Annotated in this window: 10 protein-coding genes; 3 read left to right on the forward strand and 7 right to left on the reverse strand. The window is 72.4% G+C overall.

All coding sequences use genetic code 11. From position 1 onward, the window contains the following. Nucleotides 1-17 precede the first annotated feature (17 nt). The 4 genes from IEZ20_RS21750 to IEZ20_RS21765 form a co-directional block, all read right to left on the reverse strand. Complete coding sequence (locus IEZ20_RS21750; RefSeq protein WP_373303953.1) at nucleotides 18-869, reverse strand: lysozyme; 852 nt, start codon at nucleotides 867-869, stop codon at nucleotides 18-20. 93 nt (nucleotides 870-962) lie between these two features. Beyond that, nucleotides 963-2,819 carry a M1 family aminopeptidase gene (locus tag IEZ20_RS21755; RefSeq protein WP_189301288.1) on the reverse strand — a complete coding sequence of 619 codons (1,857 nt, stop codon included), beginning with the start codon at nucleotides 2,817-2,819 and terminating at the stop codon, nucleotides 963-965. Between the two features lie 246 nt (nucleotides 2,820-3,065). Then, nucleotides 3,066-3,722, reverse strand: coding sequence for a maltokinase N-terminal cap-like domain-containing protein (locus tag IEZ20_RS21760; protein ID WP_189301290.1), 657 nt, complete (start codon nucleotides 3,720-3,722; stop codon nucleotides 3,066-3,068). A 139-nt stretch (nucleotides 3,723-3,861) separates the two neighbouring features. Further along, nucleotides 3,862-5,469 (reverse strand): adenosine deaminase family protein, encoded by a 1,608-nt coding sequence (locus IEZ20_RS21765; RefSeq protein WP_189301292.1) that lies wholly within the window; start codon nucleotides 5,467-5,469, stop codon nucleotides 3,862-3,864. A 204-nt stretch (nucleotides 5,470-5,673) separates the two neighbouring features. On the opposite strand from IEZ20_RS21765, the gene IEZ20_RS21770 reads away from it, so the two are divergent. Both IEZ20_RS21770 and IEZ20_RS21775 read left to right on the forward strand, forming a co-directional pair. Next, nucleotides 5,674-5,988, forward strand: a complete 315-nt coding sequence (locus IEZ20_RS21770) for a DUF5133 domain-containing protein (protein ID WP_229896180.1) — start codon at nucleotides 5,674-5,676, stop codon at nucleotides 5,986-5,988. A 139-nt stretch (nucleotides 5,989-6,127) separates the two neighbouring features. Further along, nucleotides 6,128-7,048 (forward strand): SGNH/GDSL hydrolase family protein, encoded by a 921-nt coding sequence (locus tag IEZ20_RS21775; protein ID WP_189301294.1) that lies wholly within the window; start codon nucleotides 6,128-6,130, stop codon nucleotides 7,046-7,048. Nucleotides 7,049-7,092: 44 nt separating this feature from the next. Here IEZ20_RS21775 and pgm read toward each other — a convergent pair whose 3' ends face one another. From pgm to IEZ20_RS21790, 3 genes are all read right to left on the reverse strand, one after another. Then, the gene (gene pgm, locus IEZ20_RS21780; protein WP_189301296.1) at nucleotides 7,093-8,733 is read right to left on the reverse strand and encodes a phosphoglucomutase (alpha-D-glucose-1,6-bisphosphate-dependent); all 1,641 of its coding nucleotides are present in this window, start codon (nucleotides 8,731-8,733) and stop codon (nucleotides 7,093-7,095) included. 89 nt (nucleotides 8,734-8,822) lie between these two features. Beyond that, a complete protein-coding gene (locus IEZ20_RS21785) occupies nucleotides 8,823-9,641 on the reverse strand; it encodes a chitosanase (protein WP_189301298.1) in 819 nt (272 codons plus the stop codon). Between the two features lie 145 nt (nucleotides 9,642-9,786). Continuing rightward, on the reverse strand, nucleotides 9,787-11,319 hold the full coding sequence (locus tag IEZ20_RS21790) for an MFS transporter (RefSeq protein WP_189301684.1): 1,533 nt from the start codon (nucleotides 11,317-11,319) through the stop codon (nucleotides 9,787-9,789). A gap of 190 nt (nucleotides 11,320-11,509) precedes the next feature. On the opposite strand from IEZ20_RS21790, the gene mgrA reads away from it, so the two are divergent. Further along, entirely contained in the window at nucleotides 11,510-12,550 is a 1,041-nt protein-coding gene (gene mgrA, locus IEZ20_RS21795; RefSeq protein WP_189301299.1) for an L-glyceraldehyde 3-phosphate reductase, read from the forward strand. The last annotated feature ends 88 nt before the right edge of the window (nucleotides 12,551-12,638 follow it).

Consider the following 12,638-nt stretch of genomic DNA (forward strand, 5'->3'; position numbering starts at 1 on the left):
GCCGGGCCGGCCGCCCGTCACCCCTCCGCCTTCACGGAGGAGTCGCCTGCGAACTCCCGCAGGCCGTCCTGGGAGCCGTTGAAGCGGTCGTGGTCGCCGACCGTCTTCCCGCTGGAGGTGTACTGCCACATGGTGTACGACGTCCAGCCCGCGGGAAGCGTCCCGGCGGTGGAGGCGTAGCGCGCGATCCACAGCGGGTTGTCCGGGGCGAAGCCGGCGTGGTCGCCGGTGCACTCGGTCCACCAGCTGGTGGCCGTGTAGATGACCGCGTCCCGGCCGGTGCGCTCCTTGTAGCGGTCCAGGAAGGAGCGGATCCAGCTGACCATGCCGCTCTGCGACTTGCCGTAGCAGTCGTCGCCGTACGGGTTCCACTCGATGTCGAGGGCGCCGGGCAGGGTCTTGCCGTCGTCCGACCAGCCGCCGCCGTGGTCCACGAACCAGTCGGCCTGGGCGGCGCCGCCGGTCGTGTCCGGGGTGGCGAAGTGGTAGGCGCCGCGGACCATGCCGATGTCGTACGAGCCGTCGTACTGCTGGGTGAAGTAGGGGTTGGTGTAGTACGTCCCTTCGGTGGCCTTGGTGTACGCCCACTTGGTGCCGCTGTCCCACAGCGTCTGCCAGTCGACGTCGCCCTGGTGGCTGGAGACGTCGACGCCCTCGGTCTGCGAGGCGCGGGCGTCCGGGGGCCGGGTGCCGGTGTCGCCGTCATGGGCGAGGACACCGATGCCCATGTAGGCGCTGCCGCGCTCGGGTGCGCCCCCGGCCGGCCGGGGCACGGCCGGGGGGCTGGACACGAACAGGAGCAGGCCGGTCAGGACGCCGGTGAGACAGAGGCGGGACCGGCCGCGGAAACGGGATATGGGGATTCGCACGTTCCCATCTGACCCGGGGCCGGGCCGTCCCGCACCCCGGGTACCGCCCGACGAAGCAGTCCACGGCCGGTGGTTGACCCATGTGGGTGCCGCTCAGCCCTCGATGCGGTGCTGCGTCCAGAAGGAGGTCAGGTCCGTGCTCGTGGCGGCCTGGGCGGCCGCCTTGAACTCGGCCGTGGTGGACACGCCGTACCAGTGGGCGCTCGCGTAGTCCTTCAGCAGCTTGGCCATGGCGGTGTCCCCGAGGACGCGCCTGAGGTCGTGCAGGGCGCACTTGCCGTAGCCGTACACGACGGTGGAGTACCGGGAGGAGTGCGCGTCCCAGTACGCCATCGAGTTGCTGATCTTCTCGGCGCTGGAGGCCCAGGAGACGCTGCTCCAGCAGTTCGCGCCGGTCTTGCCCTGGGCGAGGTCGGTGGCGTAGTCGGTGAACGCCTCGTCCAGCCAGGGGCTGGTGTACTCGTCGTCGCCGACGATGCCGTACCACCACTGGTGGGCGATCTCGTGGGTGAGCGCGGTGGTGCTGACCAGGTCGAGGACGAAGCCGGGGTACTCCATGCCGCCGAACCAGTAGTTGTTGTCGATGACGGCGTCCAGTTCGCCGTACGGGTAGGCGCCGAACCGGGCGGCGTGGGCGTCGACCGCGGTCCTGGCGGTGGAGAGCATCGACTGGGCGCTGGAGGAGCTGATTCCCGAGACGGAGTAGACGTTGACCGGGACGCCGGCGGCCGAGGTGCCGGAGATCCTGGTGAAGGGTCCGGCGGCCCACGCGAAGTCACGGACCTTGGCGGCGGTGGCCGTGGTGACGGTACGGCCACTGGAGCCGGGGGTGTCGGTGGAGGTGCCGGTGGCCGGGACCAGCAGGGTGCTGGGGTGGTCGAGGGTGACCTTGAAGTCGGCGGCGAGGGAGTAGAAGGACTCGCCGTTGTTCGTGTACGGGTCCAGGTGCCAGCCGGCGCCGTCGCGTACGGCGAGGACGGGCAGGGCGTTGCCGAGGAAGCTGAACGCGCCGTCGTGGCCGAAGCGGTCGGCTCCGCTGGGCACGGTGATGCCGAGGTCGAAGCCGATGGTGGCGCTCTGTCCCTGGGCGAGCGGGCTCGGCAGGTCGATCCTCAGCGCGGTGCAGGCGACGGAGAGGGCGCCGGCGGTGCCTCCGGTGACGTTGCCGACCTTGATCGGCATCGCGTCGCAGCTGCCGTGGTAGTTGTCCCACAGCCGCAGGTACACCTCGCCGAGCGCGGTGGCGGAGGCGTTGGTGAAGGTCACGCTCTCGTGCCCGGTCCAGACGGTGCCGCTCGTGTCGCTGCTGAGGTTCACGGTGTACGCGGGCGCGGCCGGGGTGCGGGTGGCGTCGGTGGCGGGCGGCGTGGAGCCGTCGGAGGTGTCGAGGGCGATGTCGTCCAGGACGAAGCTGGTCTGGAGGCTGGAGTCCTCGGTGCCGGTGAAGGACAGGGTCACCGTCTGGCCGGCGAAGGAGGAGACGTCGATCGACTTCTGGACGTAGCCGGTGTTCTCGTCCAGGTTCGAGTAGGTGGCGAGCGTGGTACCGCCGATCTTGGCCGTGAGCTTGTCGTAGGCGATGGACGAGGTCGTCTCGGCGGTGTCGGTGTGCAGCCAGAAGGTGAGGGTGGCGGCGGCGCAGCCGGAGGGGATGGTCACGCTCTGGCTGAGGGTGTCGGTGCGGGTGGTGCCGGCGCCGTCCAGCCAGGCGTAGGAGCTGCCGTTGTGGGCGGTCTGCCCGGAGCGGCTGGTGATCACGGTGGAGGAGGAGGCGGTCCAGGGTGAAGTGCCGGTCTCGAAGCCGCCGTTGGTGACCACCTGGGCCGGGGTGCAGGCGGCGGGGGCCGTGGCCGGCCCGGCGGTGGCGGGGGTGCCGGGGAGCACCAGGGCGGCCACCGCGGCGACGGTCAGTGCGCCGGCGCCGAGGGCCTTGTGGGGGGTCGGTCTCACACGCTACTCCTTCGTGGCGGCCGGGATCCCGGCCTGCTCGGAGGCCGCCGGTCCGGCCGGGGTGCGCCGGGGCGGCCGCGGACGGGGCCCCCGCGACCTCGGTGCGGGGATGCCCGTCGCCCCCTCATGGGGTCGGGGCGGCGACTGCCGAAAGAGTGACAGATTTGACCGGTCCATGCCAGATCGAGGAGCGGGGCGACGCCGCCCCGCACTCCTGAAGGCCGATGTGCGGGACGGCGCCCCCGGTCAGGCGGCGCGCAGCGTCGTGAAGACGGCCCGCAGCCGGGCGCCGTCCGGGCCCGGCCAGCCGGTCGCGACATGGCCGAGGGCGTCCCGCGGCGGCAGCGGCGGGTTCTCCGCGACGGGCGTGAGCACCCGGTGGACGTGCAGGACCGCGCCCCCGGGCACGGCGAGGCGGGTGCCGTCACGGTCGTCGGCCGGCTCGGGAGTGAAGCCGGCCAGGTCCAGCGGGGCACCGCCGTAGGAGCGGGTCACCTCGTGGTCGGGGGTGTCGGAGATGCTCTGCGCCATCGCCTGCGCCCTGCCCTCGGTCAGCGCCAGCAACTCGGCGACCAGCACCGGGTCGTGACAGCCGTCGTAGACCCAGCGCCTGCCCAGCACCCCGTGCTCCATCGTGCCGACGAGGGCGTGCTCGGCGCCCTCCAGCGGCGCACCGCGGTAGGTGAGCGGCGCCAGGTAGGCCGTGCGCTCCGGGGCCGATGTGTCGGTGGCCACCATGAACTCGATGCCGACCTCGCCCTCGGGGTCGTCCAGCCGGAACCCGCCGGACTTCTCCAGCACGGGGGCGTCCGGGCCGCCGCGGTACCAGGGACGGCCGGGCAGCCAGTCGGTGAGCAGTTCGAGCTTGGTGGGCTTGAGGGTGGTCTGATGAATGACGGCCATGCCGGCGGGTGCCTCCCCGTGCTGCGGATACTGACCCTGCTCAGCCTTCCACATCGCCCTCCTCCGGGTCCCGGCGCGGGCCGGCGGCCGGACGCCGGGACCGGCAGGCGGGGGTGGTCCCGGCGTCGGCCAGGCGGCGTCAGCTCCTGTGGGTGGCCTCGAAGGCGAGGAACGCGGCCTCCTGACGCCATTCCAGGCGGGCCTTCGCGCTCTGGCTGAGCAGATGGCGGCAGGCCGCGCCGCGGACGGGGAGGCCGGGGTGCTCGGTGCGGCAGGACGCGACCCGCTGGTAGCCCTTGGCGGTGGGGTTGCCCTGCCACAGGCTGGCGCCGGGCAGGAAGCCGTACTCCAGGGAGGCGCGGGCCAGGTCCTTCAGCTCGGGGTAGCTCAGGCCGTAGGTGGCGGCCGCGTACCGGTACTCGTGGCTGATGTCGATCCGGGAGACCCCGGGGTCGTCCGTGGCCAGGACGACCGGGACGCCGTAGCGGCGGTAGGTGCTGAAGGGGTGGTCGGCACCCTTGACGCCGAGGATCTGGGCGTTGCTGGAGAAGGGCACCTCCACGGCCACCTGACGCTCCGCCATGGTGCGCGCCGTGCGCCGCCAGTCGTCCTCGTGGACGAGGTCGACGCCGTGCCCGACCCGCTCGGTCCGGGCGACGTCCACGGCCTGCCTGATGTGGAACTTCAGGTCCTTGGGCTTGACCAGCCCGGGCCACAGCTCCCCCGCGTGCAGCGTGACGTGCGCCTTCGGGTACTTCGTGCGCAGGTAACCGACCATGCGCATCTGCAGGCTGTAGTCGCGCAGGGAGCTGTCCCAGTCCTCGGGCTGGACGAGGTTGACGGCGACGAACCGCGGGTCGGCCTCGGCCAGCCGCATCCCGAGGGCCAGCTGCGTGAAGACCCGCTCCGGCGAACTGCTCCGGGACGCCTGGGAGATCCAGCGGACGGTGAGCCCGCAGGCGGGCCGGGCCCGCGAGGTGCCGCAGTGCTCGGTGGCGCGGAACTCGGCGTCGCCGTCGTCGGCCTCCTCGCGGGCCTCGGCGACCAGCCTGTCCAGCTTGCCGTCCGCGACCAGCCTGCGGTGCAGCGCGGCGAGGTCGTCGTCCCAGCCCACCTCCGCGGCGAGCTTCTTCGCGCCGTCGGAGGCCGGAGTGACCATCGTCTCCAGGTAGAACTGGTTCTCGCGCACGACGGTGTCGGCGACCTCGGCGAGCAGCTTGCCCCGGTGCCGCCAGGTGACCTCGCCGAACTTGCCGAACGTGTCGAAGAAGTGGTCGTGCCCGTTCTCGCCGGGCGGGAAGTCCTCCATGGACCAGGCGCGGATCACGGCGGCACGGAAGGCGCGGTCGGTGCGCGCGTCGGCGGCGGGCCGGGTGCCCGGGCCGCAGGGCGGGGCGACCGCGGTCAGCGTGGCGGTGTCGATGCACAGCCCGTCCTCGGCGGCCAGCTCGATCAGGTACTCCGTGGAGACCGCCCCGGAGAGGTGGTTGTGCAGGTCTCCGCCCTTGGGGAGCTGCCGGAAGAACGCGCGCAGGGCCTGGGGCCGGTCGCGCAGGGAGCGGAGACGGGCGTCCGTACGCGCCTCCGCCTCGGTGACCGGCCGGGCCGGCGGCGCGGCCGACCGGTGCTCCCGCTCGGCCGGCTGGGCGGCGGCGGGCAGGGCGGACAGCAGGGACAGAACACTGAGGGCGCCGAGCGCGGCCGGAACGGCCCGGCGGCGCACGGCACTTCGACGTGGAAGACTCACAGGGGCATGATCACGGAAGGATCACGGCGGCAGGCCCCGATCCGGCCGATCACGGCCGGAGAGCACCCGACCGGGTGATGCCCCCGCGCGCCGCCACGGACTCCGGTCCACCGCCGTGTACGCGGGGCGGCACGCATGCGCGGCGACTCCGCGGGTATTCGGCCTGCGATTTCGCACATCGGCGACCACCATGGAGGCGGAAGCATGCTCATGGCACACCCCGCGGTACTGCAGGACCTCATCGCGCAGTACGAGGCCCTCGTACTGCTCGGGGCGGAGGACAGCACACCCCAGGCCCGGCAGCGGCTCGCCGACGTGTCCTACACGCTGTGCGTGGCCACCGGAACGCGGGATGTCGACATGGCGCTGATCGCCGCCCGCCACCGCCTGTCCGGAGCCCGACCGGAGGACGACTCGCTCCTCCAGGCCTCCGGGACCCGGCCCGAGGACGACTCCCTCCTCCAGGCGCCCGGCGCCCGGCCCGAGGACGACTCCCTCCTCCAGGCCTCCGGGGCCTGAACCCGCCCGGCCGACGGGCCGGTTGCCCCTCCCCTCCCCCTGAACTCGTCGCGTCCCGCTTCTGGTCGGCGTGGCCTACCGGACGGTATACAGGCCCCGTCGGCCGCGCGAGGGACGCGCGGGACCAGGGGGAGGATGCATGGCGCACGACACGCGTCGGGCGGGCGGGGCGAGAGGCCGGCGGCGGACCGCCGTGCTCGGGGCGGCACTGGGCGGCTGCGCCCTCGTGGCCGCCGGCACGGCACCGGCCACGGCACAGCCGGGCGGTGGCCCCGGCCGCACGACCGCCTATGTGGCGCTCGGCGACTCCTACACCTCCGGCCCCGGCATCCCGGCGCAGGTGGACGCCGCCTGCGGGCGCTCGGACCACAACTACCCCTCGCTCGTGGCCGCCCGGCGACAGGTGTCCGCGTTCACGGACGTGAGCTGCGGCGGGGCCACGACCGCCGAGATGTGGCAGGCGCAGGGCACCCACCCGCCCCAGCTCGACGCCGTGGGCCGGCACACCGGCCTGGTGACGCTGCAGATCGGCGGCAACGACATCGGCTTCGGGACCATCATCGGCACCTGCGCCCGGCTCGCCGCCCAGGACCCGTCGGGCAACCCCTGCGAGCGCTCGTACCGGGCCGAGGGCCACGACGAGTTGACCCTGGCCATCGCGCGGACCGCGCCGAAGGTCGACCGGGTGCTGCGGGCCGTGCACGCCCGGGCGCCGCACGCGCGGGTGGTCGTGGTCGGGTACCCGGACCTGCTGCCCGACGACGGCAGCGGCTGCTCCCCGCAGGTCCCGTTCGCGCAGGGGGACTTCCCCTATCTGCGGGACACCGAGAAGCGGCTGAACCTGATGCTGCGGCTGGTGGCCGCCGTGAACCGGGCCGAGTACGCGGACACCTACGGCCCCACGGTCGGCCACGACATGTGCAAGGCGCCCGCCGACCGCTGGATCGAGCCGCTCCAGCCCGCCTCGCCCGCGGCCCCGGCGCATCCCAACGCCAAGGGGGAAGAGGTCATGGCGCGGGCCGTGCTGGCCCGGCTGGCCCACGGGCGCGGCCGGGGCTGAGCCGTTGGGGGGCGGCCCCGGGACGGGGCCGCCCCCCGGTGCGCTCAGCCGCCGAGCGCCCCCAGCACCACCGCCTGGGCCTCCTCCTGCACCCGGGCGAGGTGGTCCGAGCCGAGGAAGGACTCGGCGTAGACCTTGTACACGTCCTCGGTGCCGGAGGGCCGGGCGGCGAACCAGGCGTTCTCCGTGGTGACCTTGATGCCGCCGATCGCGGCGCCGTTGCCGGGTGCCTCGGTGAGGACGGCCGTGACCGGCTCCCCGGCCAGCGTGTCCGCGGTGACCTGGGCCGGTGACAGCTTGCCGAGCAGCGCCTTCTGCTCGCGGGTCGCGGGGGCGTCGATGCGGGCGTAGGCGGGGGCGCCGAAGCGGGCGGTCAGCTCGGCGTAGTGCTCCGACGGGGTCTTGTCGGTGACGGCGGTGATCTCGGAGGCGAGCAGGGCGAGGATGATGCCGTCCTTGTCGGTGGTCCACACCGAGCCGTCCCGGCGCAGGAAGGACGCGCCGGCCGACTCCTCGCCGCCGAACCCGAGGTCGCCGCCGGCCAGCCCGTCCACGAACCACTTGAAACCGACCGGCACCTCGACCAGTCGGCGGCCGAGGTCGCCGGCGACCCGGTCGATCATGGTGGAGGAGACGAGGGTCTTGCCGATGCCTGCGTCGGCCGGCCACTGGTCGCGGTGGCGGTAGAGGTAGGAGATGGCGACGGCGAGGTAGTGGTTGGGGTTCATCAGACCCGCGTCCGGGGTGACGATGCCGTGCCGGTCGGCGTCGGCGTCGTTGCCGGTGGCGATGCGGAAGCGGTCGCGCTGCTCGATGAGGGAGGCCATCGCGTACGGCGAGGAGCAGTCCATGCGGATCTGGCCGTCCCAGTCCAGCGTCATGAACCGCCAGGTGGGGTCGGTGTGCGGGTTGACCACCGTCAGGTCGATGCCGTGCTGTTCGGCGATCCGGCCCCAGTAGGCGACGGAGGCGCCGCCGAGCGGGTCGGCACCGATGCGCACGCCGGACGCGCGGACGGCGTCCAGGTCCAGCACGGCGGGCAGGTCGCCGACGTACGCGCCGAGGAAGTCGTACCGCCGGGTGGTGTCCGCGGCGAGCGCGCGGGCGTACGGCAGCCGGCGGACGTCCTTCAGGCCGCCCGTGATGATCTGGTTGGCGCGGTCCTGGATCCAGGAGGTGGCGTCGGAGGCCGCCGGGCCGCCGCTCGGCGGGTTGTACTTGAAGCCGCCGTCGGCGGGCGGGTTGTGCGAGGGGGTGACGACCACGCCGTCGGCGAGGCCGGTGGTGCGGCCCCGGTTGTGGGTCAGGATCGCGTGGGAGACGGCGGGGGTGGGCGTGTAGCCGTCCGCGCTGTCGATGAGCACGGTCACCTCGTTGGCGGCGAACACCTCCAGGGCGGTGGCCCTGGCGGGCTCGGACAGGGCGTGGGTGTCCGCGCCGAGGAAGAGCGGCCCGTCGGTGCCCTGGGCGGCACGGTACTCGCAGATGGCCTGGCTGGTGGCGGCGATGTGGTCCTCGTTGAAGGCGCTCGCGAGGGACGAACCGCGGTGCCCCGAGGTGCCGAACGCCACCCGCTGGCCCGGGTCGGCGGGGTCGGGGTGCAGCGTGTAGTACGCCGTGACCAGCCGGGCCACGTCGACAAGGTCCTCGGGACCGGCCGGCCGGCCGGCGCGCTCGTGCGCCATGAGTCGGTTCCTCCGCATCGGTGGGTCGTTCGCTCACCGACCATCTTTCCCCGTCAGGGGCGCACCGTGCGAGTGCGCCCCCGTCGAGGTCAGCCGATGTGGTAGCTGTCCCCGTACACCTTCCAGTCGAGCGGTGTGTCCAGGTCGAGGTTGCCCTTGCGCAGGAAGACCCGCTGCGCGGTGTCGACGCGGCTGGTGTCGCTGTGCGCCTCCTCCTGCTTCATGGCCCAGACCCGGGCGTCCAGGAAGGCGTTGAGGTAGGTCGTCTCGTTGCCGCCCTGGGCCGGCGGCTTGGCCTTGCGCAGGGCGCGCGCCCGGATGTTGCGGAAGCTGGTGGGGTCGTCGCCGTCGCCGTGCATGACGAGGGCGTCGTAGTAGACGAACTGGCCCAGGGCGCGCAGTCCGTCGGTCCTGCCCCGGGAGACGGCGGGGTCGAAGTAGACGCGGTCGCGCTCGTCGTTCTGGGCCTGCTGGAAGGCGGTGTCCTGGGCGGCCCTGCGCCAGTCCCCGGGGTAGTCCGGGTCGAGGCCCGCGTGCGAGTCGGTGCCGTTGACCCTCCGCAGGGCGGGCAGGTATGCGGCGAGGACGTTGCCGGGCCTGCGGTCGGTGTAGAGCTGGACGAGGTCGAGCATGTCACCGGTGCCGGAGCAGAAGCCGATGATGCCGGCGGTGTAGCCGCGGCCGTCGCCTATGTCCTCGATGTACTTGTACTGGGCCTTCCAGTCGAGCGAGGAGTTCTCCGCGCTCGACACCAGTTTCATGGCGATCTCCTTCTTCGCCGGGTCGTCCAGACCGGGTGCGGCGGCCGAGGCCGTACGGTCCCGGGCGACACCGACCAGGACGGCCGAGGCGACGGCACCGAGCCCGGCGACGACGGCCCGGCGGGAGAGACGGTTCCTGTTCAGCACGGGGGCTCCAAGAAGTCGTGGGGGGTGGGGAGTTGCCCACTGGTAGGAAAGTTTCCTGTCAAACGCACGAACCGGTACCCGGCCGGTGCGAAGTTCGTACGATCGAACAAACCCACGTTCCCCGAAGTGCCCCGGAGCCGGCGGCTCAGCCGCGCCGCGCCCCCTCCTGCTGCCGCGCGACAGCGTACAGCTCCTGCGAGGTGGTGATGAGGTCGCGCAGTTCCTCCCGCGAACCGACCATCGGCTGCGAGCCCTTGAGCGGGACCTGCGCGCTCTCGGGCAGGAAGCGCACGGTCAGCAGGCCGATGGCACCGGCCAGCATCAGGTAGTAGGCGGGCATGAGGTCGTCCCCGGTGACGCCGACCAGCGCGGCGGTGACCAGCGGGGTGGTGCCTCCGAACGCGGCGACGGCGACGTTGAACCCGATGCCCATGGCCGCGTAGCGGACGGCGGTCGGGAACAGGGCGGGCAGGGTCGCCGCACTGGGCGCGGCGAAGCAGGCCAGCAGCGTGGCCAGGAGCAGCACCCCGAGGATCGGCGGCCAGGTGCCGTGCGCCTTGATCAACAGGAAGGCGGGCACGGCGAGCACGATCATCGCGGCGGCGGCGACGGCGTAGAGCGGCCGCCGGCCCACCCGGTCGCTGAGCCGGCCCAGGAAGGTGATCAGGACGACGATCCACACCATGCCGACGAGCACGAGCAGGTCGGCGGAGCCGCTGGAGCGGTGCAGCGTCTCGGTCTGATAGGTCGGCAGATAGCCGGTGACCATGTAGTTGGTGACGTTGTAGAGCAGCACCAGGCCCATGCACACGAGCAGGGGCCGCCAGTGGTTCCTGACGATGTCCTTGAACTCGCTGCCCGCCGACTCCTGCGCCAGCTCCTTCTCGTGTGCGTCCAGTTGCTGCTGGAAGGCCGGGGACTCCTCCAGCTTCAGCCGCATGTACAGGCCGATCACGCCGAGGGGTCCGGCGATCAGGAACGGCACGCGCCAGCCCCAGGAGAGCATCTGGTCGTCCGTCAGGGCCAGGTTGAGCGCGGTGACCAGGGCCGAGCCGAGGGCGTACCCGGTGAAGGTGCCGAAGTCGAGCCAGCTGGAGAGGAACCCGCGCCGGCGGTCCGGGGAGTACTCGGCGACGAAGGTGGTGGCGCCGCCGTACTCGCCGCCGGTGGAGAACCCCTGGACCATGCGGGCCAGCAGGAGCAGCACGGGCGCGGCGATGCCGAGGGTGGCGTAGCCGGGGATGACGCCGATGGCGAAGGTGCCCGCCGCCATCATGATCATGGTGGTGGCGAGGACCTTCTGCCGGCCGATCCGGTCGCCGAGCGGCCCGAAGACCAACCCGCCCAGGGGCCGTACGACGAAGGCGGCGGCGAAGGTCGCGAACGAGGAGATGACCTGCGCGGCCGGGGAGGCGCCCGGGAAGAACACCTTGCCGATGGTGGCGGCGAGATAGCTGTAGACGCCGAAGTCGAACCACTCCATGCAGTTGCCGAGCGCGGAGGCGCCGACGGCGCGCCGGAGCAGCGGAGGCTCGACGACCTGGACGTCGTCGGCACGGAAGGCCCGCCGGTTGCGGCGCAGTCTGCGGGTCAGCTCCTCCCGGACCTGGCGCGGCAGCCGCGCCACGGCCCCCGGTGCCCGCTGCCCGCCGCGGGCCCGCTCTTCCTCACCGGACATCGCACCACTCACGGGCGCCTCCTCCTCTCGCTCCGCTGATCACCGCCTGCCCCTGTGGGCGATTAAGAAACGGAACCTCTCAATCCCATCCGGGACGGCGGTTGGACTTGCGCGGTCGCAGGAAGCAGGGTGGACGGGCCCGTGCGCACACGCACGGGCAACCCCTACCGCACCACCCGGAGAAGACCCGATGACGTACGTCGCGGACCCCGCTCGCTACGACGGCACCATGCGCTACCGGCGCACCGGCCGTTCCGGACTGGATCTCCCGCTCCTGTCCCTGGGCTACTGGCACAACTTCGGCGACGACCGCCCGTTCGAGACCCAGCGCGAGATCGCGCTGCGCGCCTTCGACCTCGGGATCACCCACCATGACCTGGCCAACAACTACGGCCCGCCCTACGGCGCGGCGGAGCTGAACTTCGGACGGCTGCTGAAGCGGGACCTGGCGCCGTACCGGGACGAGCTGGTGATCTCCACCAAGGCCGGCTGGGACATGTGGCCCGGCCCCTACGGACAGGGCGGCGGTTCCCGCAAGTACCTGCTGGCCTCGCTGGACCAGTCGCTCAGCCGGATGGGCGTGGACTACGTCGACATCTTCTACTCCCACCGGCTGGACGGAAGCACGCCGCTGGAGGAGACCATGGGCGCGCTCGACACCGCCGTCCGCCAGGGCAAGGCGCTGTACGTCGGCATCTCGTCCTACGACGCCGAGCGCACCCGGCAGGCCGCCGCGATCCTGCGCGACCTCGGCACCCCGCTGCTGATCCACCAGCCGTCGTACAGCATGCTCAACCGCTGGATCGAGACCGACGGCCTGCTGGACGCGGCCCAGGACGAGGGCTTCGGTGTCATCGGCTTCACGGCGCTCGCCCAGGGCCTGCTGACCGGCCGCTACCTGGACGGCGTCCCGCAGGACTCGCGGGCGGCGCGGGGGACGTCCCTGGACGCCTCCTGGCTGACCGACGACCTGCGGGACCGGCTGCGCGCCCTGAACGGCATCGCGGCCCGGCGCGGGCAGACCCTGGCCCAGCTGGCGCTGGCCTGGGCACTCCGGGACGAGCGGGTGACCTCGCTGGTCATCGGCGCCTCCCGCGTCGAGCAGCTGGAGCAGAACGTCGCCGCGCTGGAGAACCTCGCCTTCAGCGAGGAGGAGCTGGCCGAGATCGACCGGTACGCGACCGAGGGCGGCGTCGACCTGTGGCGGGACGCCCGGCTCGGAAAGATCTAGGGGAATGTGACATGGGTCACAGACGTAGGGGAAAAGTAGGACATAATTGGAGTCATTCGGACACCGTTGTCATCCCCTTCCCCGTGAC

Source organism: Streptomyces cinerochromogenes (assembly GCF_014648635.1).
Taxonomy (GTDB): Bacteria; Actinomycetota; Actinomycetes; order Streptomycetales; family Streptomycetaceae; genus Streptomyces; species Streptomyces cinerochromogenes.